A 26,154-nucleotide genomic window follows, 5' to 3' on the forward strand; every position below is an offset into this window, starting at 1 on the left:
ATTAGATGCCACCCGCCTGTAATCCCTCCCCTTATTCTGTGTAAGGCGCTTCCGAGATTGCGTCTAACCGCACTTTCGCCACTTTTCCCCTCCACCAGCTGGGCTAACGTTCGGGCTTTCCATTGGTCGGCTGGAGGCCTGTATGGGCTCGGTACTAATCATTGATGATCATCCCGTGGTGCGCATGGCCATTCGCATCCTGCTGGAGCACGAGGGGTATTCGATCGTTGGTGAAACCGATAACGGCGTCGATGCACTGCAAATGGTCCGTGATTGCGAACCGGACCTGGTCATCCTCGATATCTGCATTCCCAAGCTGGACGGGCTGGAGCTGCTGGAGCGCCTCGGCAACATGCCGAAGCCCTCGCGGATCCTGGTCCTGACCGCCCAGTCCGCTGCCCTGTTCGCCAACCGCTGCATGCGCGCCGGGGCTTGCGGCTACGTCTGCAAACAGGAGGACATGAGCGAGCTGCTCAGCGCCATCAAGGCAATCTGCAGCGGCTACAACTACTTCCCCAGCCAGGCCCTGCAGGTTGACCGCATCACTTTTGGCTCGCCACTGGAGTTGGCGCAGTTCAACTCACTCAATGACCGGGAATTGATGGTCCTGCAGCTGTTCGCCATGGGCCAGACCAACAAGGAAATTGCCGCCGGCATGTTTCTCAGCAACAAGACCGTCAGCACCTACAAGAAACGCATCATGCAGAAACTGGCGACCACCTCGATGAGTGAACTGGTGGACATGGCCAAGCGTAACGCATTGATATGAACCGCCAGCCAGCCCCTTCCCCGATGTGCCGGGTACCCTGGCCATGACCCCGGCCCTGCTGCCGATGGGCGTCGCTGCCCTGCTGTTGCTGTCGATGGCGGCCGGGCTGGGCCTGGCCTGCCTGTACCGGCAACTGCGCCAACACCGGCAACAGGTCCAGGCGCTGCAACAGACGGTGGCAACCCTGGGCACCAGCCTGCAGCAGGCCGAGCGGGCCAACCGCCTGAAAGGCCAGTTCCTCGGCCACCTTGGCCATGAGATCCGCACACCACTGAACGCCTTCATCGGCCTCCTGGAACTGGTGCTGCAACGCACCGAGGACGGCTCAGCCAACCGTGGTTCCCTGGAGCTGGCCCTGGGTGCCGCCAGTGACCTGCGGGAGCTGCTCGGCGACCTGCTGGACATCAGCCGGATCGAGTCCGGGCAACTTCAACTGAACCCGGCCTGGACCTGCCTGAGCCACAGCGCCGAGGCAGTGCTGGGGGTGTTCCAGGCCCTGGCCCGGCAGAAGAACCTGGACCTGAGCCTGGAGTTCCAGGCCCCATCCCCCGAACCCCAGGTACTGGTAGATGGCCTGCGTTTCAAGCAGATCCTGACCAACCTGTTGAGCAATGCCCTCAAGTTCACCCGACAGGGCAAGGTGCAGGTCAAGCTGCAATTGCTGCCGGCGGCGCGCCCCGGGCACTTCGACCTGCTGCTGCGGGTGCTGGACACCGGCATCGGCATTCCCCCACAGGAGCGCCAGCGCCTGTTGCAGCCCTTCGCCCAGGTGGAACCGACCAGCCAGTCGCCACGGGACAGCAGTGGCCTCGGCCTGCCCATCAGCCATCAGCTTTGCCTGCAGATGGGGGGCAGCCTGAGCCTGCACGGCCGCACGGGCCCCGGATGCGAAGTGCAGGTCAGGCTGACCTTGCCCGGCCGCACGGCCGTCGCCCCCAGGCCCGTCGCCGCCACGCCGGCTGCTGCCCAACTGCCGCTGGATGTGCTGCTGGCAGACGATCACCCTGCCAGCCTGACCTTGCTGCAAGGGCAACTGGAGCACCTCGGGCACCGGGTCACCTGCGCCGGGAACGGGTTGCAGGCCTATCAGCTATGGCACGAGGGCGACTTCGACCTGCTGATCGTCGACTGCAACATGCCCTTGATGAATGGCTACCAACTGGCCGAGGCCATACGCCGCAGCGAAGGCTCCGGGCCGGCGGTCAACCTGATCGGCTGCAGCGCCAGCAACGACCCGCAGACGCATCAGCGTGGCCTGGATGCCGGCATGCACGATTGCCTGTGCAAGCCCTTGGGGCTGGAGTTGCTGGGCTCACGCCTGGCGACGCTGCACCCCCGGCCAAGGCCTGACAGTTTCAGCATCGAGGCCTTGTTCACCCTGACCCATGGCAAGCCGCAGTTTGTCCGGAGCATGCTGGAAAAACTGTCGCAGTGTTGCCGTGAGGATCGCCACCTGCTGGGGAGGATCCCGCCCGACGATTTCACCGCCCTGCTGGAGCTGGCCCACAAGATCAGGGGCTCGGCGCTGATGGTCCGGGCCACCCCCTTGCAGAACTGCTGTGAAGACCTGGAGCGGGCTTGCCTGGAACGGGCCGGGGCTACCGTCATCAGCACCGCTGTGCGCGCCCTGGACCTGGCCCTGATACGCCTTGCCCAATCCCTGCACCGACACCTCGAAGGCCAGGCTCGATCGCAACCTGCGCTGCCCCGCGAAGCAACCCGGCCTGCCTCTTGCCAGGAAAATAGCAAAAGGCCAGTATTGCCTCGCCGTCAGCCACACCCATGAAACCCGTAGCGACGGTTTCCTCGACACCCTCGGCCCCCGGTAAAGCCAAGGCAGGCAATGCCAGCCTTAACTATGCTTGGGTCCTGAGCCATGCCTCGTGTGCCTTTGGAGTGAATTGGAATGCTGAGCACCCCTGCCTTAGCACAACGCCGCTTTCCTCTGCATATCCATATCAGTGCAATGTTCACCTTGCTGTTGCTCCTGACGGGTGTGGTGCTGGGCCTCTACAACTACCAGCAGACCACGCGACTGATCCTCGACAGCAGTGAAAAGCTTTTCCAGCGCATCGAGCTGGATGTACGCAGCGACGTCAAGGCCACCTACGATCCCATGCGCCATCTGCTCAGCCTGCTGGCGGGCTCGCCGGCGGCCCAGGCGGCGAACCTGGAAGACCGGCTGACCCTGCTGCGGCCTTTCAGCCAGGCCCTGCTGGACAACCCGGACCTGGCTTCGCTGTACCTGGGCTACGCCAATGGCGATTTCTTCATGGTGCGGCCACTGCGCAATCCGCAGATCCGCGAAAGGCGCCAGGCCCCGCAGAACAGCGCCTACGAGGTGTGGAGCATCGAACGCGACTCGCGCACCGGCCAAGTCCATTCCCAATCGCTGTTCTATGACCCCGCGCTGGTATTGATCGACCGCCTGGAGCACCCCGACGAGCGCTACGACCCACGTAACCGCGACTGGTTCTCCAGCGCCCGGGGCGACGCCGACCAGATCACTACCCGCCCCTATGTGTTCTTTTCCACCCAGAACGTCGGCACCACCCTGGCCCGGCACAGCGGCAAGATGGCCGTGATCGCCGCCGACCTGACCCTGGAACAGCTGTCCTCGACCCTTGCCAAGCACCGCGTCACACCCTCCACCGAGGTTGCCCTGCTGGATGACCAGGGCAACGTCGTGGCCTACCCGGACAGCCAGAAGCTGCTGCCGGAACAACGCAGTGCGCGGCTGGTCAAGGCGAACGACCTGAGCCCGGCGCTCGCTGCCCTGATGCGTGGCCAGACCGAAGGCGGCCATCTGCAGGCCCAGGGGCGCAGCTGGATTGTCGCCAGCGGCCATATCGCCGAGGGTGGCCCCGGCGGCTTGCAGTTGGCGCTGCTGGTGCCCGAGGACGAACTTCTGGCCGACGCCTATCGCCTGCGCTGGCAAGGCGCGCTGATCACCCTCACCACCCTGCTGCTGTGCCTACCCCTTGGTTGGCTGATCTCCCGGGTCCTGGTACGGCCGCTACACGCCCTAGTGCAGGAGGCCGACGCGATCCGCAGTTTCGATTTCGACTATCCGGTTTCCCGGCGTTCACCGGTGCTGGAGGTTGATCAACTGAGCATCTCGATGGCGCGGATGAAAGACACCCTGGCGAGCTTTTTCGAGATCAACGCCAGCCTGTCCGCCGAAACCCGTTTCGACCCGCTGCTGCAACGGGTGCTGTTCGAGACCGTAAAGATCGCCCAGGCCCAGGCCGGCCTGATCTACCTCTGTGAAAGCAAGGGCACGCGCCTGGAGCCCCATGGGCTGATCATCGATGGCCAGCCCCAGGACATGACGCAGTTCCCCATTGGCTCCCGGGAACTGGCGGACAGCCGGACTCCCGAGTGGCTGAGCCAACTGACCCACAACGACAGCGTGGTCACCACCCTGGGATTCGATCAGGCCGCAGACCTGCAGAGCGTGTTGCTGGCCCTCGACAGCCCCAGTGCGCACCTGGTGGGCATCCGCCTGCGCAACCGGCACAACGAAACCATAGGCATGCTCCTGCTGTTCCTGGTGGACAGCGGCGCCGAGGCCGACCTGGACAAACTCAGCCCGGACCGCATCGCCTTTATCCAGGCCGTGTCCGCCACCGCCGCCCTGTGCATCGAGAGCCAGCGCCTGCAGAACAAGCAGAAACAGTTGCTGGATGCCTTTATCCAGTTGCTGGCCGGGGCCATCGACGCCAAGAGCCCCTACACCGGCGGCCACTGCCAGCGGGTACCGGCCTTGACCCTGATGCTGGCCGAGGCGGCCGCCGCCAGCCAGGACCCGCGATTCGCTGCCTACCAGCCCGGCGAGGACGAGTGGGAAGCCTTGCACATCGCCGCCTGGCTGCACGACTGCGGCAAGGTCACCACCCCGGAATACGTGGTGGACAAAGCCACCAAGCTGGAAACCCTGAACAACCGCATCCACGAAATCCGCACCCGCTTCGAGGTGCTCAAGCGCGACGCCTGGATCGACTACTGGCGCGCCCTGGCCCTGGGCGGCGACGAACAGCCTCTTGCCGCCGAGCGCGAGGCCCGGCTGCTGGCCCTGGACGATGACTTCGCCTTTGTCGCCCGCTGCAACATGGGCACCGAATTCATGGCCGAGGCCGATCAGCAGCGCCTGCAGCGCATCGCCCAGCGCACCTGGAGCCGGACCCTGGACGATCGCCTGGGGGTTTCCTGGGAGGAGAACCAGCGCCAGGAACGCACCCCGGCGCCGAGCCTGCCGGTGCTGGAACCGCTACTGGCGGACAAGCCCGAACACCTGCTGGAGCGCAGCGCCACGGAAGTCATGGCGGCGGACAACCCCTGGGGCTTCAAACTGCAGGTGCCCAGCCACAAGTACAACCGTGGTGAGCTGTACAACCTGAGCATTGCCCGGGGCACACTGACGGCCGAAGAACGCTATGTGATCAACCACCACATCGTGCAGACCATCATCATGCTCGAGCACCTGCCCTTCCCCAGCCACTTGCAGAACGTGGCGGAGATCGCCGGCGGCCACCACGAGAAGATGGACGGCACCGGCTACCCCAAGCAGCTCAAGCGCGAACAGATGAGCCTGCCCGCGCGAATGATGGCCATCGCCGACATCTTCGAGGCCCTGACGGCGGCAGACCGCCCCTACAAAAGGGGCAAGACCCTGAGCGAGGCGCTGAACATCATGGCCATGATGTGCCGCGATGCCCATATCGATCCCGAGCTGTTCGAGCTGTTCATCCAGCAGCGGATCTACCAGCGCTACGCGGAGCGTTTCCTGACGCCGCAACAGGTCGACCCGGTGGACCAGGATTCACTGCTCAAGAAGGCGGGCTTGAGCACCTGAGGGCTTCAGCAGTCGCTCAGGCGCAGAAAGATCGCCGCCAGTTGCTCGATTCCCGCCTGGTCGGCAACACCGAAGCGCGCCAGCTTCGGGCTGTCCAGGTCGAGCACGCCGATCAACCGGCCGTCCTTGACCAGCGGCACCACCAGCTCGCTGTTGGAGGCGCTGTCACAGGCAATGTGCCCGGCAAAGGCGTGCACATCTTCCACCCGCTGGGTCTGCAGAGTCGCCGCCGCGGTACCGCAGACGCCACGGCCAAACGGAATCCGCACGCAGGCGATCTGCCCCTGGAACGGCCCGAGCACCAGCTCCTGGTTGCGGTTGAGGTAGAACCCCGCCCAGTTCAGGTCCTCCAGCTGGCTATAGAGGAAGGCTGAGAACTGCGCGGCGTTGGCGATGAAATCACGCTCATCGGCCAGCAGCGACTCCAACTGCGCGCACAGCAGCCCGTAACCGTCCAGGCCTTGGCCGGCGCTTTGCAAATCGATCATGCTTTTTGCTCCAACAACTGCAGGCCCACCCAATAGCGGGCAAATTGATAGGCACAACGGCCATTGCGGTTGCCCCGGCCGGTGGCCCAGCGTACCGCGAGGATGTCCAGTTCTTCGTCACGCTGCCAGTCGAGGCCGGCCTTGCGCGCCAGTTCGCCGATCCAGTGCTCCACCACGTTGAGGAAGTGCTCCTGGGTGAAGGGATAGAACGACAGCCACAGGCCGAAACGGTCCGACAGGGCGATCTTGTCTTCCACGGCTTCACTGGGATGCAGCTCGCCGTCGACGCGCTTCCAGTTCTCGTTGTCGCTTTCCTTTTCCGGCACCAGGTGCCGGCGGTTCGAGGTGGCGTACAGCAGCACGTTCTCCGGGGCCTGCTCCAGGGAGCCGTCGAGCACGCTCTTGAGCACCCGGTAATCGCCCTCGCCGGCCTCGAACGACAGGTCATCGCAGAACAGCACGAAACGCTGGGGCAGCTTGACCAGCTGTTCCACCACCCGCGGCAGGTCCGCCAGGTGGTCACGCTCGATCTCGATCAGCCGCAGGCCGCCCTTGGCGTGCTCGGCCAGCAGGGCCCGTACCAGGGAAGACTTGCCAGTGCCACGCGAGCCCCAGAGCAGGGCATGGTTGGCTGGCAGGCCGTCGAGGAACTGCTGGGTGTTGCGCGCCAGTTGCTCACGCTGCTTGTCGACCCCGATCAGGTCGCTCAGGCGCATGTCCAGGCTAACTTCCAGCGGCAGCAGGAAACCGCTGCGCCCTTCACGCTGCCAGCGGGCCGCCAGGCACTGATTCCAGTCGATGGGCTGGCGCAGGGTGGGCAACAAGGGTTCAATCCGCGCCAGAACCGCATCGGCACGTTCAAGAAATGCATTCAATCGAGCATCCACGACTTTTCCTCAGGCACGTTCAAGGTAATGATGCGGCACACAGAGCAAACGCAATCCCGATCAAGGGGTCTATCGCTTTATCAGCTGCTGCCCGGCCAGCCCGGCAACCAAAAATGATCAGCTATGCTTGCGCAGCGAAGGGAAACGAAAGTGGTTCAACCCCCCATGGATATCAAGTTCACCAACCGCCTGTCCTATAAACAGGCCCGGCTCACCGTGCTGGTGGGTTTCATTCTGGGGACCGCGCTCAGTCTGCTGCAAATCGGCATCGATTATGCCAGCGAAGACGCCTCCATCAATCGTGAAATCCAATCGCTGCTGGAAATCAGCCACAATCCGGCCTCGCGCATCGCCTACAACATCGACGCCGAGCTGGCCCAGGAATTGACCCTGGGCCTGCTGCGCTCCCCGGCGATCATTCGCGCGCAATTGATCGACAACAACAATACCCTGCTGGCCAACGTCGAACGGCCACCGCAACAGAGCCGCTATCGGGCCATCAGCGACTTCCTGTTCGGCGCCGATCGCCAGTTCGAGGATCGCCTGTATCTGAGCCACCTGCCGGAGGAGTCCCTCGGCACCCTGCACCTGGATGTGGATACCTACGCCTTCGGCAGCCGTTTCCTGCGGCGTGCCGAAGTCACCCTGATCAACGGGTTCGCCCGCAGCCTGATCCTCACCGGAATTCTCCTGGCGCTGTTCTACGTGATGCTGACCAAGCCTTTGGTGCGGGTGATCCGCGAGCTCAGCAGCCGCGACCCGCGCAGCCCGAAACAGGCCAAGCTGGACTTTCCCCATGGCCACGAGAACGACGAAGTCGGGGTGCTGGTCAAGGTGGCCAACCAGCAGTTCGACATCATGGCCACCGAGATCCAGCAGCGGCGCAACGCCGAGAACCGCCTGACCGAATACCTCGGGCAGCTGGAGAACATCGTCTCGGCCCGCACCACCGAGCTCAAGGCCAGCAATGCCCGGCTCAGCCAGTCCAACGAGGAACTGGAGATCGCCCGGCGCACTGCCCTGGACATGGCCCAGGCGCGGGCGGCGTTTCTGGCCAACATGAGTCACGAGATTCGCACCCCGCTCAATGGCCTGCTGGGGATGATCGCGCTGTCCCTGGACAGCCCGCTGAACCCCGAGCAGCGCCAGCAGCTGTCGATTGCCCATGACTCCGGCAAGGTCCTGGTGGAATTGCTCAACGATATTCTCGACATGTCCAAGTTCGACGCCGGGCAACTGGAGCTGGAGCGAATTCCCTTCGATCTCGGGGTACTGGTGGAGGACACCGCCAACCTGCTGTCGCAAAACGCCGCGGCCAGCGTGGAGCTGGCTTGCCTGATCGCCCCGGACTTCCCCGCCCTGGTACTGGGGGACCCGACCCGAGTGCGGCAGATCGTCAGCAACCTGCTGTCCAACGCCCTCAAGTTCACCCGTTTCGGCCGCGTCGATGTGCGCCTGAGCACCCTGGGCGACGGGGTGCGCATCGAGATCTGCGACACCGGCATCGGCATCGCCCAGGAAGCCCAGGTGCGCATCTTCCAGCCCTATACCCAGGCCGGCGCCGGCATCACTCGCCAATACGGCGGCACCGGCCTGGGCCTGGCCCTGACCTACAACCTCTGCGAAGCCATGGACGGCCGCCTGAGCATCAGTTCGGAAGTCGGCTTCGGCAGCCAGTTCTGCGCCGACCTGCCGCTGCCCTGCCACACTCCGGCCGCCCCGCCGCCGGCGCTGGCCGGGAAGATCATCGCCATCACCGAGGCCGGCAGCGGCCTCGCCGAGCTGCTGGCCAGCCTGCTGCCCAGTTGGGGCCTGAGCTATCAGCGCTGTGATATCGAGGATTCCCTGGCCGGCCTCGACCCCGACCTGCTGATCACCGACTGCCCGGAATGCCTGTTCGGCCTGCGCCCGGCGATCCGCGCGCCAATCCTGCTGGTGACCGCCTATGGCAGCTTCCTGCCCAGCGAAGAGGCCAACGCCCTGGCACCGCTGCAACAGCAGGCCCGGCCCCTGGCGCGCAATGCGTTGTATCAGACCCTGCGACGCTCGTTGCTGGGGGAAACCATCACCCTCAACGACGCCCAGCTGGAAATGCCGGTGCAACGGCGCCGGGCGGACATTCTGCTGGTGGAGGACAACCCGGTGAACCAACTGGTGGCCAAGGGCATGCTGAGCAAGCTCGGCTGCGCGGTGACCGTGGCCGCCCATGGCGCCGAAGCCCTCAACCAGTTGGAGCTGCATCGTTTCGATCTGGTGCTGATGGACTGCAACATGCCGGTCATGGATGGCTACGAAGCCAGCCGGCAGATCCGGCGCAGCGGGCGCTGGCCGGACCTGCCGATCATCGCCCTGACTGCCAACGCCATGCCCGAGGAACGCGAACGCTGCCGCGCCGCCGGCATGAGCGACTACCTGGCCAAACCGTTCCGTCGCGAAGAACTGATCGCCCTGCTCGATCTCTGGGTGCCGACTACGACAAAGCTTTGATCTGCTGCAGCAACTGATCCAGGCCGTCGCGCAACTGATCGAGGTTATCCAGATCGATCCCGCTGTCGCACAGCAACGCCGCCTTCAGCGGCGGCACCTGCTCACGCAGCGCCAGGCCGCGCTCGCTCAAGCTCAAGTGCACCTCGCGCTCGTCGCGCCCGGACCGCTGGCGCTGCACCAGTTGCAACTGCTCCAGACGCTTGAGCAACGGGGTCAGGGTCCCGGAATCCAGGGCCAGGCGCTCGCCCAGGGCCTTGACCGTCGGCAGGGACGGAGGCGTTGCCTGCCATTCCCACAGCACCAGCATCACCAGGTACTGCGGGTAGGTCAGGCCCAGGCGGTCGAGCATCGGCTTGTAGCCACGGACCACCGCCCGCGAGGCGGCGTACAGCTTGAAGCACAGCTGGGAATCGAGTTTCAGTGAATCCACGGACAGGTCGTTCATTTGAGCAGGGCTTCGATCTCGCGGCTCAGGTCCTGGGGTTTGGTTGCCGGAGCGAAACGCTTGACCAGCTTGCCGTCCTGGCCGATCAGGAACTTGGTGAAGTTCCACTTGATGCCTTGGGAGCCGAGCACGCCGGGTGCGCGCTTTTTCAACTGAGCGAACAGTGGATGGGCCCCGGCGCCATTGACCTCGATCTTCTTGAACAGCGGGAAACTCACACCGTAGTTGAGCTCGCAGAACTCGGAGATCGCCCCTTCGTTGCCTGGTTCCTGCTTGCCGAACTGGTTGCAGGGAAAGCCCAATACCACCAGCCCCTGGTCCTTGTAGGTCTGCCACAGCTCTTCGAGCCCCTTGTATTGCGGGGTGAAGCCGCACTTGCTGGCAGTGTTGACCACCAGCACGGCCTTGCCGGCGAAGTCCGCCAGGGTCTTTTGTTCACCCTTGATGGTGGTGCAGGGAATGGTCAGCAGTGAGTCGGTCATGACGGCAACTCCATGTGTGGAAGTAAGAGGCAGCAAAATAGCGCTCAATTAAATTGCATGCAATTTAATTGAACAAAAGGCGATTCCGAAGAATCGCCAACCGGTCAGCGCGGCACCAGGTCCAGGCACACCGAGTTGATGCAGTAACGCAGGCCGGTGGGCGGCGGGCCGTCCGGGAACACGTGGCCCAAGTGCGCGTCGCACTTGGCGCAGACCACTTCGGTACGGATCATGCCGTGGCTCATGTCACGGATCTCCACCATGGCGCTGTCGGCAATGGGCTCGTAGAAACTCGGCCAGCCACACCCGGAATCGAACTTGGCCTTGGAATCGAACAGCGGCTCATTGCAGCAGATGCAGTGATAGACCCCATCGGTCTTGGTGCCGTTGTACTTGCCCGAGAAGGGCCGTTCGGTGCCCTTGAGCCGGCAGACGTTGTACTGCTCCGGGTCGAGCATCGACCGCCATTCTTCCAGGGTTTTTTCCAGCTTTTCCATGGTCCTTCCTCTGCAACGGAAAAAGCCCGATCTGTGTCTTTTCCACGGATCGGGCGGCACGTATGATTGCGCCTCGTCAGACGCCAGTCTGGCAGCCGCGTTACACCCATTCAAACGGATTTTGCCGCAGCCGGTGCGGGTTACAGGCCGGTGTGACACGGCAGGATTCCCAGTACGGTAGTTCATCCTCCGCCTGGATCGTTCATTTTCGGGAACACATCGCCATGCAGGTCAGCAAATCGAACAAGCTCGCCAACGTCTGTTATGACATTCGCGGCCCAGTGCTCAAGCACGCCAAACGTCTGGAAGAGGAAGGCCACCGCATCCTCAAGCTGAATATCGGCAACCCGGCGCCCTTTGGTTTCGAAGCGCCGGACGAAATCCTCCAGGACGTGATCCGCAACCTGCCCACCGCCCAGGGCTACAGCGACTCCAAGGGCCTGTTCAGTGCGCGCAAGGCGGTGATGCAGTACTACCAGCAGAAGCAGGTGGAAGGCATCGGCATTGAAGACATCTACCTGGGCAACGGCGTCTCCGAGCTGATCGTGATGGCCATGCAGGCCCTGCTCAACAACGGCGACGAAGTGCTGGTGCCGGCCCCTGACTACCCGCTGTGGACCGCCGCGGTGAGCCTGGCCGGCGGCAACCCGGTGCACTACCTGTGCGACGAGCAGGCGAACTGGTGGCCGGACCTGGCCGACATCAAGGCCAAGATCACCCCGAACACCAAGGCCCTGGTGATCATCAATCCGAACAACCCCACCGGCGCCGTGTACCCCAGGGAAGTGCTGCTGGGCATGCTGGAGCTGGCCCGCCAGCACAACCTGGTGGTGTTCTCGGACGAGATCTACGACAAGATCCTCTACGATGACGCCGTGCACATCTGCACCGCCTCGCTGGCCCCGGACCTGCTGTGCCTGACCTTCAACGGCCTGTCCAAGTCCTATCGGGTAGCCGGTTTCCGTTCCGGCTGGGTGGCCATTTCCGGTCCCAAGCAGCACGCCCAGAGCTACATCGAAGGCATCGACATGCTGGCCAACATGCGCCTGTGCGCCAACGTGCCCAGCCAGCACGCCATCCAGACCGCACTGGGCGGCTACCAGAGCATCAACGACCTGGTGCTGCCCCCGGGCCGCCTGCTGGAACAGCGCAACCGCACCTGGGAACTGCTCAACGACATTCCCGGAGTCAGTTGCGTCAAGCCCATGGGCGCGCTGTATGCCTTCCCGCGGATCGACCCGAAGATCTGCCCGATCCACAACGACGAGAAGTTCGTCCTCGACCTGCTGCTCTCGGAAAAGCTCCTGGTGGTGCAAGGCACGGCCTTCAACTGGCCATGGCCGGATCACTTCCGCGTCGTGACCCTGCCGCGGGTGGATGACCTGGAGCAGGCCATTGGTCGGATCGGCAGCTTCCTCAAGTCCTACCGCCAGTAACGGAAAAATCGCAGTGCGATCCTTCTCTGGTCGCACTGCGATTAATTCAGCAACACATCTTCACTGCCCTGCTCCACTCCCCTTCTATAAGCTTGCACTTTCCGTCCTGCCCACTGTCACACCTCTGCACCGCAGCCGGGTGGCGGCCGCCCTGGCGTTGGCTCATGGCGTTGAACTACAAGCGTCTAGACCCGGTCTGTGCGACACAGTTTGAAATAGAAGCCGTATTGAATAGGCGGTTGCCGCACCTTATATACCCCGCAGTACGCTACATCTTTAGCTTGAGGAGATTTCTACAACCATGATGCGAATCCTGCTGTTTTTGGCCACTAACCTTGCGGTCGTGCTGATTGCCAGCATCACCCTGAGCCTTTTCGGCTTCAACGGGTTCATGGCGGCCAATGGGGTTGATCTGAACCTCAATCAGCTGCTGATTTTCTGTGCGGTCTTCGGTTTTGCCGGTTCGCTGTTCTCGCTGTTCATCTCCAAGTGGATGGCGAAGATGAGCACCAGCACGCAGATCATCACCCAACCGCGCACCCGCCATGAGCAATGGTTGCTGCAGACCGTCGAGCAACTGTCCCGCGAAGCGGGCATCAAGATGCCCGAAGTGGGTATTTTCCCAGCCTATGAGGCCAACGCCTTTGCCACCGGCTGGAACAAGAATGATGCGCTGGTAGCCGTCAGCCAGGGCCTTCTGGAACGTTTTTCGCCCGATGAAGTGAAAGCCGTGCTGGCCCACGAGATCGGCCACGTCGCCAACGGTGACATGGTGACCCTGGCACTGATCCAGGGTGTGGTGAACACTTTCGTGATGTTCTTCGCACGGATCATCGGCAACTTCGTCGACAAGGTGATCTTCAAGAACGAAGAAGGCCAGGGCATCGCCTACTACGTGGCGACCATCTTCGCCGAACTGGTTCTGGGTATCCTGGCCAGCGCCATCGTCATGTGGTTCTCGCGCAAACGCGAATACCGCGCCGACGAAGCCGGCGCCCGTCTGGCCGGCACCAACGCGATGATCGGCGCGCTGCAGCGCCTGCGTTCGGAACAGGGCCTGCCGGTGCACATGCCCGACACCCTGAATGCCTTCGGCATCAACGGTGGCATCAAGCAGGGCCTGGCTCGCATGTTCATGAGCCACCCTCCGCTGGAAGAGCGTATCGAGGCCCTGCGTCGTCGCGGCTGATCCAGTGCAAGGCAATACCCAAAAGGGCGACGCAAGTCGCCCTTTTGCTTGGCCGCCAAAAACCTATCTCGCGGCACCCTGCTTGCTCAGGCGATAGACCCTCTCCACCAGCCGGGTCACGCCACCCTGGAGAAACTTCCAGCTCTCGCCAAGAATGTCGCGCTCCGTTTCTACCTGCAGTTGCCAGACGCCCCCCAGACGTTGCCGGACCTCATCGTCGAGCACCGCAAATGGCGGGCCGTCCAACTGCTCCTGGGCGTAATCCATGGTGATCAGCAGCCCCTTGCTGCCATTCGGCAACAGGCCATTGAGGTGAGCGGCATAGCGCTGTCGCATGGGCGAGGGCAAGGCAATCATGGCTGCACGGTCATACAGGCCCGTGCAATCAGCGGTGTCCTCGGCGGTCAGGGCAAAGAAATCACCGCACCAGAGCTCAATGGGCCCGTGGGCGTAGACCTTGAACACCCCGTGCTGGCTGATCTGCGGCTGCAACTGGTGCTCACGAAAGAAATCCTCCACCGCCTTTTCCGCCAGTTCGATGCCCAGCACCTCGAACCCTTGGTCGGCAAGCCAGATCAGGTCCAGGCTCTTGCCGCACAAGGGCACCAGCACGCGGCTTTGCGCCGCCAGGCCCAAGGCCGGCCAGTACTGCTGCAGGTAAGGGTTGACCTCTGCCAGGTGAAAGCCGATCTGATCGCGCTCCCAGCGCTTTTGCCAAAAGTCCGCTTGCATGAGAAGTCCTTAAAATTCGATCAAAAAGCGCTAAAACTTATATTAGATTTAGATCATTGATCTGATTGAAGATGGCGCATCTTAACCTTCAGGAGCCTCTTCATGCTTCCCAGCCTGTTCATCTCCCACGGCTCTCCCATGCTGGCGCTGGAACCCGGCGCCAGCGGCCCGGCCCTGGCTCGCCTGGCAGCCGAGCTGCCCCGGCCCAGGGCGATCCTGGTGGTCTCGGCCCACTGGGAAAGCTCCGATCTGCGGGTCAGTTGCAACCCGCACCCGGAAACCTGGCACGACTTTGGCGGCTTCCCCGCCGCGCTGTTTGCCGTGCAATACCCGGCCCCGGGCGATCCGGAACTGGCAGCCCAGGTGGTGGAGCTGCTCCAGGCCGAAGGCCTGCCCGCCCAACTGGACAGCCAGCGCCCCTTCGACCACGGCACCTGGGTACCGCTGTCGCTGATGTACCCGCAGGCGGACATCCCGGTGGTCCAGCTGTCGCTGCCCAGCCGCCTGGGCCCGGCCCTGCAGACCCGTATCGGCCATGCCCTCGCGGGCCTGCGGGAACAGGGCGTGTTGCTGATCGGCTCCGGCAGCATCACCCACAACCTGCGGGACCTGGACTGGCACGCTGGCCCGGAAAGCGTCGAACCCTGGGCCAAGGCCTTTCGCGACTGGATGATCGACAAGCTGGCGGCCGATGACCAGGCGGCCCTGCATGACTACCGCCAGCAGGCACCGAATGCCGTGCGCAGCCACCCCAGTGATGAACACCTGCTGCCGCTGTATTTCGCCCGGGGCGCCGGTGGCGAATTCAGCGTGGCCCACCAGGGCTTCACCCTGGGCGCCCTGGGCATGGACATCTACCGATTTGGCTGATGGCCGCCAGCGCCAAGGCAAATGACAGGCAAAAAAAATCCCCGAACCAGTCGGGGATTTTTTATGCCTGATCAATCAGCCCAGGGGCCGATCAATCTTCGCGATAGCGACGCAGCTTCAGCTGCTTGCCGGCAACGCGAGTGTCCTTGAGCTTGGTCAGCAGACGGTCCAGACCGTCCTCCGGCAGCTCGACCAGGCTGAAGCTGTCACGCACCTGGATGCGGCCGATAGCTTCACGGGCCAGGCCGCCTTCATTGAGGATCGCGCCCAGAAGGTTTTTGGCAGCGATGCCGTCACGGGCACCCAGCGCGGTACGGCAGCGTGCACGACCTTCGCCCAGAGGCATTGGCGCGCGACGCTCACGGTCACCACGATCAGGACGGTCACCGGAACGCTCGGGACGATCGCCACGTGGGGCGCTGTTGGGCACCAGTGGACGCTCTTTCTCGATCGCGGCCAGGTTCAGCGCTTGACCGTTGGTAGCCTTGCGCAGCAGGGCTGCGGCCAGGGCACGCGGGCTGCAACCGATGTCGGCGGTCAGGCGATCAAGCAGATCACCGTGGGTCGCTTCAGCATCAGCCACCAGCGGCGACAGGCTGTTGGTCAGCTTCTTGATGCGGGCATCGAGAACGGCTTGGGCGTCCGGCAGGCGAACTTCGGCAACCTTCTGACCGGTTACACGCTCGATCACTTGCAGCATGCGGCGCTCACGTGGAGTCACCAGCAGCAGCGCGCGGCCTTCGCGACCGGCACGGCCGGTACGGCCGATACGGTGCACGTAGGATTCCGGGTCGTACGGCATGTCCACGTTGAATACGTGGGTGATGCGCGGTACGTCCAGACCACGGGCGGCTACGTCGGTCGCCACAACGATGTCCAGGCGGCCATCCTTGAGGGAGTCGATCACGCGCTCACGCTGGTTCTGGGCGATGTCGCCGTTCAGCGCAGCGGCTTTGTAGCCTTTGGCTTCCAGGGCACTGGCCAGGTCCAGGGTCGCTTGCTTGGTGCGCACGAACATGATCAGGGCGTCGAAATCTTCAACTTCCAGCAGGCTCAGAACGGCAGAGGTCTTCTGGTCGGCGTGAACCAGCAGGTGAGCCTGCTCGATCGCGGTGACGGTCTGAGTCTTGCTCTGGATCTTGACGTGTTTCGGGTCCTTCAGGTGACGCTCGGCGATGGCCCGGATCGACTGCGGCAGGGTGGCCGAGAACAGTACGGTCTGGCGGGTCTCCGGCATGGCCTTGAAGATCACTTCCAGGTCATCCATGAAGCCCAGCTTGAGCATCTCGTCGGCTTCGTCGAGAACCAGGTGGTTCACGGTGGCCAGGACTTTTTCGTCGCGACGCAGGTGGTCGCACAGACGGCCCGGAGTGGCGACAACGATCTGTGCGCCATTACGGATTGCTTTCAGCTGTGGGCCCATCGGCGCACCGCCGTAGACGGCCACAACAGTCACGCCCGGCATTTGCTTGGCGTAGGTTTCGAAAGCGGTTGCTACTTGCAGCGCCAACTCACGGGTTGGGGCCAGGATCAGAGCTTGCGGCTCGCGCTTGGACGGATCAATGCGGTGCAGGATAGGCAGGGCAAAGGCAGCGGTCTTACCGGTACCGGTTTGCGCCTGACCAATCATATCGTGACCGGCAAGGATGATCGGGATCGACTGCTGCTGAATAGCCGAAGGCTCTTCATAGCCGGTAGCGACTACTGCAGCGACAATATTGGGATGAAGTTCAAGAGCGGCGAAGCCGCCGATTTCCTGGGTCATGGGTCTGCCTCTAAGTGCATCCGCAAAGACCCATGCTCCAAAGCTGCGCATGCCGTGTAAGACTCAAGAGTCACCCTGGCAGCTTTGTCGGCGGGGATTTGCGAAAACGATTGGATGAATGGATCGTCAAGGATAGTCCGCGCAGCGGACAAGCAGCCGAAGCTGACTTCGGGGAATTGCATTACCTAAACGTGGCCCGGCTAAAGGCCGGCGCGCACTATACCGGAATTACTCAAAAAAGGGAGTTTTTTTTATCGGAAAAATCCGCTGAACACCCGATTGTCATGGGCTTTGCGCAGACTTCGGCGGCGCGCTATTTTGCTCAGGCCCGGCGCTGTTGGTCATCGCGCTTAAACGGTTCACCTTTGTGCACGAAACCGCCCGCGCCAACCTCCCCTCTTTCTTCCCAGGACAGCGCTCATGAATCAGCCCAGTGCCAGCCGTGTCAGCCGTGAACTACGTGGTCACCTGTTCCTTATCGGCCTGGACCGGGTGGCCAAGCGCAATGCCTTCGACCTCGAGCTGCTCAACCAGTTGAGCCTGGCCTACGGCGAGTTCGAAGCCAGCAGCGAGGCGCGAGTGGCGGTGGTGTTCGGCCACGGCGAGCACTTCACCGCAGGCCTGGACCTGGCCAATGTCGGCGCCGCCCTGGCCCAGGGCTGGCAAGCACCAGCCGGTGGCTGCGACCCCTGGGGCGTGTTCAGCGGCCCACGGGTGAACAAGCCGGTGATCGTCGCCGTACAAGGCTACTGCCTGACCATCGGCATCGAGCTGATGCTGGCCTCCGACATCAATCTCTGCGCCAGCAATACCCGCTTCGCGCAAATGGAGGTGCAACGCGGAATCTTCCCTTTCGGCGGCGCGACCCTGCGCCTGCATCAACTGGCCGGCTGGGGCAATGCCATGCGCTGGTTGCTGACCGGGGACGAATTCGATGCCCATGAAGCCCTGCGCCTGGGCCTGGTGCAGGAGGTCATGGCCAGCGAAGACCTGCTGCCCCGAGCCATCGAACTGGCCGAACGGATTGCCCGCCAGGCACCGCTGGGGGTGCAGGCGACCCTGATGTCGGCACGCCAGGCCAGGCTCGAAGGGGAAACGGCGGCCGCCCAGGGGCTGGCGCCGCTGGTGCACAAACTGATGAACAGTGAGGACGCCAAAGAGGGCGTGCGGGCGATGATCGAAAAACGGCCCGGGGTGTTCAAGGGCTGCTGAACAGGGGCCGGCAGATCGGCTTCGCCGGCCAGCCGGCGCCAGCAAGGGCTTATGTGGCCGGGCGGATCGCCTTGATCAAGGGTTGCAGGGAGTAGCCCAAGCGTGGGGCCAGGGCTTGGGCCCGGGCATTCAGGCCTGGCAGGTCCAGCTCCTGGTCGAGGTCGGACGGCACGATCAGAATCACGTTGCCCTCCTTCACCGGCAACTCCCAGTAATGGCGGTGATAGAGCCCGCGCAACAGGGCGGCGCCCAGGGGCTTGCCATCATCGGTGGCCCACTGGTTGATCACCAGCCAGCCGCCGGGGTTGAGGCGCTTCTGGCAGTTCTCCAGAAACCCCCAGGCCAGATGCCCGACGCCGGGGCCGACGTCGGTGTACAGGTCGACGAAGATCAGGTCGGCGGATTCAGCACTGTCCAGCAGCTCCAGGGCATCGCCGACTCTTATATATAGACGCGGATCGTCGTCCAGCCCCAGGTACTCGATAGCCAGGCGCGGCACGTCCGGTCGCAGTTCGATGGCTTCCACATCTTCCAGGGGCAGGAACTTCAGGCAGGCCTGGGTCAGGGTGCCGGCGCCCAGCCCGAGAAACAACGCGCTCTCCGGCGCCTCATGGCACAGGGCACCGATCAGCATGGCCCGGGTGTAGTCGTACTCCAGCCAACTGGGGTCCGCCGTGAACACGCAGCTTTGCTCGATGGCATCGCCAAACTCGAGAAAACGATAGTCCGCCACTTCCAGGACCCGGATCATGCCGAATTCGTCATGCACTTCGGCGAGCAGGCGCTCGACGCGCTCCTCAGTCATTTCATCTCCTAGCCGCGCGGGCACAGAACCTTGCCGGCGCGATAAACCAACCGCTCGGCAGCGAGCGGGAAAGGCGCGATTGTCGGCCAAGCGAGAGGAGCAGGTCACGCACTAATTTGCTGCTAACATGCCCCTCCCACCGTTAAAGCACTCGAGTCCGCGATGAGCCAACCCTGGAGCCCCGACAGCTGGCGCGCCCTGCCGATCCAGCAACAACCCCACTACCCCGATGCCGCGCACCTGCTGCAGGTCGAGCAAAGCCTGGCCAGTTATCCACCGCTGGTGTTTGCCGGTGAAGCCCGGGAGTTGCGTCGCCAGTTTGCCGAAGTCACCCAGGGCCGGGCATTCCTGCTGCAGGGTGGCGATTGTGCCGAGAGCTTCGCCGAATTCTCCGCGGCGAAGATTCGCGACACCTTCAAGGTGCTGCTGCAGATGGCCATCGTCATGACTTTTGCCGCCGGCTGCCCGGTGGTCAAGGTCGGGCGCATGGCCGGCCAGTTCGCCAAGCCGCGCTCGGCCAACGACGAAACCATCAATGGCGTGACCTTGCCGGCCTACCGGGGCGACATCGTCAACGGCATCGGTTTCGATGAAAAAAGCCGGGTGCCGGACCCCGACCGCCTGCTGCAGTCCTACCACCAGGCCACCGCCACCCTCAACCTGCTGCGAGCCTTCGCCCAGGGCGGTTTCGCCGACCTGCACCAGGTGCACAAGTGGAACCTGGATTTCATCGCCAACTCGGCCCTGGCCGAGAAGTACAGCCAACTGGCAGACCGCATCGACGAAACCCTGGCCTTCATGCGTGCCTGCGGCCTGGACAGCGCGCCGCAACTGCGCGAAACCAGCTTCTTCACCGCCCACGAAGCGTTGCTGCTCAACTATGAAGAAGCCTTCGTGCGCCGCGACAGCCTGACCAACGACTACTACGACTGCTCGGCGCACATGCTGTGGATCGGCGATCGCACCCGGCAACTCGGCGGCGCCCACGTGGAGTTCCTGCGCGGGGTGAACAACCCGATCGGGGTCAAGGTCGGCCCGAGCATGAACACCGACGAACTGATCCGCCTGATCGATATCCTCAACCCGGAAAACGATCCCGGCCGCCTCAACCTGATCGTGCGCATGGGCGCCAACAAGGTCGGCGATCACCTGCCACAGCTGATTCGCGCGGTGGAAAGCGAAGGCAAGCAGGTGCTGTGGAGCTCGGACCCGATGCACGGCAACACCATCAAGGCCAGCAGCGGCTACAAGACCCGGGATTTCGCGCAGATCCTCACCGAGGTCAAGCAGTTCTTCCAGGTCCACCAGGCCGAAGGCAGCTATGCCGGTGGCATCCATATCGAGATGACCGGGCAGAACGTCACCGAATGCATCGGCGGTGCCCGGCCGATTACCGAGGATGGTTTGTCGGACCGTTACCACACCCATTGCGACCCGCGGATGAATGCCGACCAGTCTCTGGAACTGGCCTTCCTGATTGCCGAGACCTTGAAACAGGTCAAGCGCTAAGCACACTTTCGCCGGCAAGCCCGCTCCTGCAAGGGCTGTGTAGGAGCGGGCTGGCCCGCGAAGCTCTTCACCCCAGCACCTCACGCAGGCGTCGCGCGCCATCACGCTGGCAATTGAGCTGAATCTGTTCCAACCCCAGCCAGTCGGCCATCTTTCGCAATTGCAGGGCCAATGCCCGGACACCCTCTTCGTCCAGACCGAATGGCTCCTCATGCACCGCGTGCACCGCCAGACGCCCCTGGGCCCGCTCCGCCCGCAGGTCGACCCGGGCGGCAATCCGCTCGTTGTGCAGGAACGGCAGCACGTAATAGCCATAGACCCGCTTGTGCTCAGGCGTGTAGATCTCCAGGCGGTAGCGGAAATCGAACAGCCGCTCGGTACGGCTACGCTCCCAGATCAGGGAATCGAAAGGTGACAACAGCGCGCTGGCTTCGACCTTGCGCGGCACCCGCGCCTCGGGCAGGCAATAGGCACTTTGCTTCCAGCCCTGGACCTCACAGCCCAGCAGTTCGCCGGACTCGCACAACTCGGCAAGCCGCGCGCGACTATCGCCGGGATCGAGGCGAAAGTAGTCCCGCAGGTCCTTTTCCGTGGCTACCCCCAGTGCCCCGGCCGCCTGCAGCAGCAACCGGCGCTGGGCCTGGGCTTCCTCCAACGGCATCTGCTGGAGGATCGCCGCCGGGATCACCCGTTCCGGCAAGTCATACAGACGCTCGAAACCGCGGCGGCCGGACACTGTCACCTCACCGGCAGCGAACAGCCATTCCAGGGCATGCTTTTCTTCGCTCCAGTCCCACCAGGGGCCGGCCCGCTCTTCGCGGGTGGAGAGGCTGCCGGCCCCCAGCGCGCCCTGCTGCTCCACGGCCGCCAGCACCCGGCGCAGAGTGGCCTGGCGTTCCTGGCCGAAACGCGCCAGTTGCGAGTAGATACCCTGCCCCTGGCGTGCGCGCTGCATGCGCCAGCGCATCAAGGGGTACATGGACATCGGCAGCAGCGAGGCCTCATGCCCCCAGTACTCGAACAAGGTGCGCTGGCGCCCCTGGCTCCAGGCGGCCTGATCGAGCAGCTGCTGTGGATAACTGCCAAGACGGGAAAACAGCGGCAAGTAATGGGCGCGCACCAGGGCGTTGACCGAATCGATCTGCAACAGGCCCAGGCGCTCGATCTGCTGATTGAGTCGGGAGGCCTTGATCGATGCCGGCGGCTGGCGCCCGCCGAAGCCTTGGGCGGCCAGCGCCAGCCGGCGGGCCTGCTTGAGCGAGAAAGAAGGTAGTGCGGGCATGAGCGTCTCCTGGTCTGCCCGCACGCTAGCGCACCCTGGACCAGCTTGTGTAGTGGCCACCGGGTTATTTGTGCATCGGATCGTCCCAGAACGGGCGGACCGCTTCATGCTCCACATCCGCCCGGCTCAGCCCCAGGTCATGCAGGGCCGAATCGCTCAGGCCGGCAAGCATCCGGCGCTCCTGCGCCAACTCGTGCCAGCGGACCACCTGGCGCCATAGTGCACGTAACGACAACGCCTGAATTGGCAGTTTGTGAACCAGCAGATAACCCTTTTGCGCTTTCATGATCCTGTCCTCCAGTGGGGATGAGCACAGTCTCTTCCCCGAACAAGGATCAATCCAACGAATGTTTCTTATGCAATACATCTCAGGGTTTGATGCCTTGGTTCCCCACCGGTGTTTCCAGGGACCGCTTTCAGATCCGGTAATCCCCCGGCCAGCCGCCCAGTGGGTCGCGACCGAAACCATCGAGGCTGGCCGCCGCCGACTCTTCACAGGCCAGCAGGCTGTAGCCGCCAAGATCATCGGGCAACGGCAGAGCCGAAGGGGGAGTCAGGACAATGGACGGGTGCAGTTGCCCGAGCAACTCTTGCACCGTGCTGCTGACCGCGGGCCGGGCGCCGTTGATGGCCAGCACCGCCGCCTGCGGGGTCAGGGCTTCGGCAAGGACGGTGTAGCCATGGTTGCTGCAACTGACCGGCAACCGGTGTTCCTGGCGCTGTTCCTCGATGACGCGGGCCGGCTGCTCCTCCACCGACAGGACCACCCCGCAACAGCCGGTTGCAGCAATGATCCGCGCGTCCGGGTAACGGTTTCGCAGGCTGGTGTAGGTGGACTGCTTGCCGGTGAGCACGATCAGGCCATCGCGCCCATGAAACTGCCGCACCAGCTCTGCCGAGGATTCCTCACTGACCCGCAGCCAGTCCTTTACGCCAAGCACGGCCGCCAACTCGCCAATCACTGCACTGGCCTCCTGATAACGGTCGTGACGCACCGACACCGTGGTGGGTATGCCCATCAAGGCAAAGGGCGCGGCGCGGCGGATTGCGTGCAGACAAAAGCCGTAATAGGGCAGCAGGCACAGGACTTCCTGGCCATAGCCCTGGCCCGCCCCCTGGTCATCCAGGCTCTCCCTGGCGCGAATCAGCCCCCAGCGAAACAGCGACAGGAGCTCGCCATGCAACACATCGCGCCACTTTTCCAGAGCCATCCTGGGTTCCGGCAAGCGCCTGGCCAGGGCCTCGAAGTCATCACGCTCGAATAACAATTCCTGCAACTGCGCCAGGGGCTCCAGGTTCTGGAAATAGGGCTGGTTCATGTTGCGCTCCAGGCCTGGCGCTGCAGCACCGCGTCCTTGCCGGTGCAATAGTGCTGGCGGATGCCATCCAGAAAGCTCCAGGCCAGTGACGGGAGCATGGCCGCACGCGCCACCGAGTCACGGCCCACGTCGCCCCGCGCCAGCAGGTACTCGATGTTGAGCGACGGCCGCTGATCGTGGCCCAGCTCGTCATCCAGTTCGTCATGGGCTGCCATGGCCCCCAGCAACGCTGCACAGCGCGGGTTGTTGGCGGACACCTGCGAGTAGAAACGCAGGTGACGATCATCGCCACGGCATTCGCTCAGGCTTTTTTGCAGGTAGGTCGAACCGATCAGGTAGCCCTTCCAGTCATGCCGTGCCAGGTCGCTGAGATAACCGACAAAGGCAGTGGTGGTCGGCAAGGGTCGCATCGCTTCCGGGCGCCGGACTCCCAGTTCGCGCAGCCTGGGCTTGAGGATGTCGCAGTGGGTCAGCTCATCCTGCAGGTGCTGCAACAGGTTTTCGCGGATCCGCGCATCCGCACAGGCGGCAATGGCCGGGCTGACATGTCGGGTCGCCGAGGCCAGGTAATGATAGTTCTCCAGCATGTAGCCGATGATCAGCTCATCCGCGCAGCCCTCGGTCATCTGTTGCCACAGGCCGTGGCCGTCCACCGATACCAGCCAGTCGGTGGTCATCTGTTCGATGGCCGCCACACTCTCGGCGCTGGAGCTCTGGCCATTGAGCAACTGCTCATGCACCTGGCTGATCAGTGCGCCAAAAGGCGCCGGGCTCATGACCAGTTGCGTCATTCGCGGCCCCAGGGCATAGCAGGATGCAACGACGGTATCGGCAGGGTTGTCATCGCCGGAACGCTCACCGTTGACCAGGCTCATCACACTGGACGGCCAGACCGGCAGGCCCTGGAAAATTTCCACGTCCAGGGGTGAATCAGCGGCGTGCAACAGTTGGTCCAGCCCCTCCTCGGCCACCAGTTGGGCCGCGGTGACAATGGAACTGGCACATCCCTGCTCCAGCGCAGTCAGCCAGCGGTAGATCATTTCGCTGAGGCTGCAGACTGCATTGAGCACCGTGGCCACCACCGGCGCGGGGTAGCAGTCCTGAGTGCGCACGGCCTTCTTCCAGTTATCCGAATGCCCATACTGGATGTCGGTGGAAAAATGCCCCAGCACCTTGTCTGTCGCCTTGCGGCTCAACAGGTTGTGGCCCACCAGCAACTCATGCCAACCCAGCACCGCCTCCTGCTCCACCGAGGAGTGCTCCATGAAACCGGAGCAGGCCGCCGACACCAGCTCGCCCATGGCCGCGATCTGCCGGGACAGGTGAATCCACTCCAGGGTTGCGGGCAAAGGCCGGGCCAGCCTGACCATGTCGCCGGAACAGCCGATCAGCTCCAGGGCCTCATTGAAGAACTGCGCATGATCCCACTCCTCCAGCGCATGCCTGGACAGCATCAGGGAGATCGGCGACAACCCTATGCCCGGGCTGACCGAGGGGCACATCCTCGAGGCCGCGGCAGCCAGGTAGTGCCGGGTTTCCAGAATATAAGCGTAGAGCGCAGCTTGATCACCCTCTCTTATCTTTCGCCAGATGGGGTGACCATAAACAAACTCTTCTGCAGCGGTATATTGCTCGTTCAGCAGAAAAATAACTTCTTCCGCATTGAACTGGGCGCCCAGCGCCGACAAGTTGAGACTCTGGGCAATGCGTTCGACAATAAAAGCATTATCACTAAGTGTAGAGATAGGCGCTTCCAGACTTCCCAGCAGCAGTACCGAGTGACTGCCGATAGTGCTGCGCGCTAAAAATGGAGGGCTACGCAACGGTTCAGATATATCGATATGAGTAGTTCGAGTAGTGAGGTCCATTTCTGATCCTGCCCTCCAAAGCGTTAGCGTCATTTACTCGACGATGGCTGCCCTAAGTTGCTTCGCCGCCTTCTCCGTACGTTCCACCAGGCCCACCAGCGCCTTGAGGTCTTCCGGCGCCAGCTTGCCGGCTTTGAGCTTGGTCTTGAGCTGTGTCAGCTCGGCAGTGGTTGGCTCAGTGTGTTCCGCTTTCACGTTCATGAAAGGACCCTCCAAAGTTGGTCGCAATCCCAGTACAGACCATCTGTACATGGCAAGCGCAACACTAGTAGCGGATGTTTCTTTAGGCAAACCCAAACAACGACAAAGTTGACCATTAATCGGCCCAGGGCATATTCATTGATTTTTATCGCGCAGCGAAATTAGCAAACGACAACTTATAGCCAACACTCCAGACCTTTCTTGAAAACTTATAGCCAGCACCGATAAGGCTTATCGCCAATAAAACAGCACAACTAAAGCCAAAGACAAAACCAATAAAAGCCACGAGCATTAATTGCTGGATCGAACATCATTTATCCGCAGTACTACTTGAACTGAAGGAGCACTATCGACACTCTGTTATCCAGCTATCCCTATTGCGATTGCCCAGCACTACTGATCAGGAGGAAGCGTCATGAGAGACATGCTGAGCGTGGACTGGTCGCGTATCCCGCCCCCCCAGGACGATGGCGCAGCCCGTCACTTGCAAGGCCTGCACTTGCCCGGGCTACGACTGCCCTCCACCTCGGGCGAAGGGGTCGACCTGTCGACGTTGCCCGGCATAACGGTGCTCTATGTCTACCCGCGCATGGGACGACCGGATTTGCCGCTGCTGGAGGGCTGGGACATGACCCCCGGCGCCCGCGGCTGTACCCCGCAGTCCTGCGGCTTTCGCGACCTGGCCGAGGAACTCGCGGCCGCCGGGGCGGCGAACCTGTTCGGCCTCTCGAGCCAGGACAGCGACTATCAACGTGAAGCCGTCGAGCGGCTGCACCTGCCCTTTGCCCTGCTCTCCGATGCACAGGGGCAATTGACCGAAGCCCTGGGGCTGCCGATGTTCGAATTGAACGCCACCCGCTTCCTGAAACGCCTGACTCTGATTCTCAAGGCCGGGCAGATCGAAAAGGTGTTCTACCCGGTGTTTCCACCGGACCAGAACGCCCGGCAGGTGCTGGCCTGGCTGCAAGCACAACGCCAGGGATGACGCCGTGGCCTTTCGAGGAATAAGATCAGGCCCAGGAATGCTTCCTGCCCCATGCATCTCAGGATTTGATC

Annotated in this window: 23 protein-coding genes; 10 read left to right on the top strand and 13 right to left on the bottom strand. The window is 62.9% G+C overall.

Annotated elements, in window-relative coordinates:
• Nucleotides 1–142: 142 nt before the first annotated feature.
• The 3 genes from AC1RMG_RS12750 to AC1RMG_RS12760 all read left to right on the top strand — a co-directional run bounded on the left by AC1RMG_RS12750 (nt 143) and on the right by AC1RMG_RS12760 (nt 5,624).
• The gene (locus AC1RMG_RS12750) at nt 143–769 is read left to right on the top strand and encodes a response regulator transcription factor (protein ID WP_123431289.1); all 627 of its coding nucleotides are present in this window, start codon (nt 143–145) and stop codon (nt 767–769) included.
• A 43-nt stretch (nt 770–812) separates the two neighbouring features.
• Nucleotides 813–2,555 carry a response regulator gene (locus AC1RMG_RS12755; protein ID WP_493169371.1) on the top strand — a complete coding sequence of 581 codons (1,743 nt, stop codon included), beginning with the start codon at nt 813–815 and terminating at the stop codon, nt 2,553–2,555.
• A 120-nt stretch (nt 2,556–2,675) separates the two neighbouring features.
• Complete coding sequence (locus tag AC1RMG_RS12760; protein WP_019092870.1) at nt 2,676–5,624, top strand: HD domain-containing phosphohydrolase; 2,949 nt, start codon at nt 2,676–2,678, stop codon at nt 5,622–5,624.
• A 5-nt stretch (nt 5,625–5,629) separates the two neighbouring features.
• Here AC1RMG_RS12760 and AC1RMG_RS12765 read toward each other — a convergent pair whose 3' ends face one another.
• Complete coding sequence (locus AC1RMG_RS12765; RefSeq protein WP_011062515.1) at nt 5,630–6,112, bottom strand: GAF domain-containing protein; 483 nt, start codon at nt 6,110–6,112, stop codon at nt 5,630–5,632.
• Nucleotides 6,109–6,999 carry an ATP-binding protein gene (locus tag AC1RMG_RS12770; protein ID WP_019092871.1) on the bottom strand — a complete coding sequence of 297 codons (891 nt, stop codon included), beginning with the start codon at nt 6,997–6,999 and terminating at the stop codon, nt 6,109–6,111. Before AC1RMG_RS12770 ends, AC1RMG_RS12765 begins: the two co-directional genes overlap by 4 nt.
• A gap of 165 nt (nt 7,000–7,164) precedes the next feature.
• Between AC1RMG_RS12770 and AC1RMG_RS12775 the strand changes: the two genes are divergently transcribed.
• On the top strand, nt 7,165–9,486 hold the full coding sequence (locus tag AC1RMG_RS12775; protein ID WP_011062517.1) for a hybrid sensor histidine kinase/response regulator: 2,322 nt from the start codon (nt 7,165–7,167) through the stop codon (nt 9,484–9,486).
• On the opposite strand, the gene AC1RMG_RS12780 is transcribed toward AC1RMG_RS12775, so the two are convergent.
• From AC1RMG_RS12780 to msrB, 3 genes are all read right to left on the bottom strand, one after another.
• Entirely contained in the window at nt 9,470–9,931 is a 462-nt protein-coding gene (locus tag AC1RMG_RS12780; RefSeq protein ID WP_077934590.1) for a MarR family winged helix-turn-helix transcriptional regulator, read from the bottom strand. The two genes, AC1RMG_RS12775 and AC1RMG_RS12780, sit on opposite strands and share 17 nt — an antisense overlap.
• A complete protein-coding gene (locus tag AC1RMG_RS12785) occupies nt 9,928–10,413 on the bottom strand; it encodes a glutathione peroxidase (RefSeq protein ID WP_015636530.1) in 486 nt (161 codons plus the stop codon). Before AC1RMG_RS12785 ends, AC1RMG_RS12780 begins: the two co-directional genes overlap by 4 nt.
• A gap of 104 nt (nt 10,414–10,517) precedes the next feature.
• Entirely contained in the window at nt 10,518–10,910 is a 393-nt protein-coding gene (msrB, locus tag AC1RMG_RS12790) for a peptide-methionine (R)-S-oxide reductase MsrB (protein WP_011062520.1), read from the bottom strand.
• A 224-nt stretch (nt 10,911–11,134) separates the two neighbouring features.
• Between msrB and AC1RMG_RS12795 the strand changes: the two genes are divergently transcribed.
• On the top strand, nt 11,135–12,346 hold the full coding sequence (locus AC1RMG_RS12795) for a pyridoxal phosphate-dependent aminotransferase (protein WP_011062521.1): 1,212 nt from the start codon (nt 11,135–11,137) through the stop codon (nt 12,344–12,346).
• A 301-nt stretch (nt 12,347–12,647) separates the two neighbouring features.
• Nucleotides 12,648–13,535: a protease HtpX gene (gene htpX / locus AC1RMG_RS12800; protein WP_015636531.1), complete on the top strand. Its 888-nt coding sequence runs from the start codon at nt 12,648–12,650 to the stop codon at nt 13,533–13,535.
• A gap of 63 nt (nt 13,536–13,598) precedes the next feature.
• On the opposite strand, the gene AC1RMG_RS12805 is transcribed toward htpX, so the two are convergent.
• Complete coding sequence (locus AC1RMG_RS12805) at nt 13,599–14,267, bottom strand: thiopurine S-methyltransferase (protein ID WP_493169374.1); 669 nt, start codon at nt 14,265–14,267, stop codon at nt 13,599–13,601.
• 102 nt (nt 14,268–14,369) lie between these two features.
• Here AC1RMG_RS12805 and AC1RMG_RS12810 point away from each other — a divergent pair, with 102 nt between their 5' ends.
• On the top strand, nt 14,370–15,137 hold the full coding sequence (locus AC1RMG_RS12810) for a DODA-type extradiol aromatic ring-opening family dioxygenase (RefSeq protein WP_053159698.1): 768 nt from the start codon (nt 14,370–14,372) through the stop codon (nt 15,135–15,137).
• Between the two features lie 91 nt (nt 15,138–15,228).
• Here the strand turns inward: AC1RMG_RS12810 and AC1RMG_RS12815 are convergent, their stop codons facing one another.
• Nucleotides 15,229–16,902: a DEAD/DEAH box helicase gene (locus AC1RMG_RS12815; RefSeq protein WP_011062525.1), complete on the bottom strand. Its 1,674-nt coding sequence runs from the start codon at nt 16,900–16,902 to the stop codon at nt 15,229–15,231.
• Nucleotides 16,903–17,322: 420 nt separating this feature from the next.
• Here AC1RMG_RS12815 and AC1RMG_RS12820 point away from each other — a divergent pair, with 420 nt between their 5' ends.
• Nucleotides 17,323–18,114: a crotonase/enoyl-CoA hydratase family protein gene (locus AC1RMG_RS12820; RefSeq protein ID WP_053153080.1), complete on the top strand. Its 792-nt coding sequence runs from the start codon at nt 17,323–17,325 to the stop codon at nt 18,112–18,114.
• Nucleotides 18,115–18,163: 49 nt separating this feature from the next.
• On the opposite strand, the gene AC1RMG_RS12825 is transcribed toward AC1RMG_RS12820, so the two are convergent.
• On the bottom strand, nt 18,164–18,919 hold the full coding sequence (locus AC1RMG_RS12825; protein WP_011062527.1) for a spermidine synthase: 756 nt from the start codon (nt 18,917–18,919) through the stop codon (nt 18,164–18,166).
• A 162-nt stretch (nt 18,920–19,081) separates the two neighbouring features.
• Here AC1RMG_RS12825 and AC1RMG_RS12830 point away from each other — a divergent pair, with 162 nt between their 5' ends.
• Entirely contained in the window at nt 19,082–20,428 is a 1,347-nt protein-coding gene (locus tag AC1RMG_RS12830) for a class II 3-deoxy-7-phosphoheptulonate synthase (RefSeq protein ID WP_194237939.1), read from the top strand.
• 67 nt (nt 20,429–20,495) lie between these two features.
• On the opposite strand, the gene AC1RMG_RS12835 is transcribed toward AC1RMG_RS12830, so the two are convergent.
• The 5 genes from AC1RMG_RS12835 to AC1RMG_RS12855 all read right to left on the bottom strand — a co-directional run bounded on the left by AC1RMG_RS12835 (nt 20,496) and on the right by AC1RMG_RS12855 (nt 25,098).
• Nucleotides 20,496–21,710, bottom strand: coding sequence for a winged helix-turn-helix domain-containing protein (locus tag AC1RMG_RS12835; protein WP_125063707.1), 1,215 nt, complete (start codon nt 21,708–21,710; stop codon nt 20,496–20,498).
• A 64-nt stretch (nt 21,711–21,774) separates the two neighbouring features.
• Nucleotides 21,775–21,996 (bottom strand): DUF1127 domain-containing protein, encoded by a 222-nt coding sequence (locus tag AC1RMG_RS12840; RefSeq protein ID WP_041119391.1) that lies wholly within the window; start codon nt 21,994–21,996, stop codon nt 21,775–21,777.
• Nucleotides 21,997–22,126: 130 nt separating this feature from the next.
• Entirely contained in the window at nt 22,127–23,029 is a 903-nt protein-coding gene (locus AC1RMG_RS12845; protein ID WP_015636536.1) for a hypothetical protein, read from the bottom strand.
• A complete protein-coding gene (locus tag AC1RMG_RS12850; protein ID WP_169892177.1) occupies nt 23,026–24,483 on the bottom strand; it encodes a thiaminase II/PqqC family protein in 1,458 nt (485 codons plus the stop codon). Before AC1RMG_RS12850 ends, AC1RMG_RS12845 begins: the two co-directional genes overlap by 4 nt.
• 447 nt (nt 24,484–24,930) lie before the next feature.
• Nucleotides 24,931–25,098, bottom strand: a complete 168-nt coding sequence (locus AC1RMG_RS12855; protein WP_015636538.1) for a hypothetical protein — start codon at nt 25,096–25,098, stop codon at nt 24,931–24,933.
• Nucleotides 25,099–25,513: 415 nt separating this feature from the next.
• On the opposite strand from AC1RMG_RS12855, the gene AC1RMG_RS12860 reads away from it, so the two are divergent.
• Nucleotides 25,514–26,083: a peroxiredoxin gene (locus AC1RMG_RS12860; RefSeq protein ID WP_011062532.1), complete on the top strand. Its 570-nt coding sequence runs from the start codon at nt 25,514–25,516 to the stop codon at nt 26,081–26,083.
• Nucleotides 26,084–26,154: the final 71 nt, after the last annotated feature.

Source organism: Pseudomonas sp. GW822-FHT04H02, from assembly GCF_058800645.1.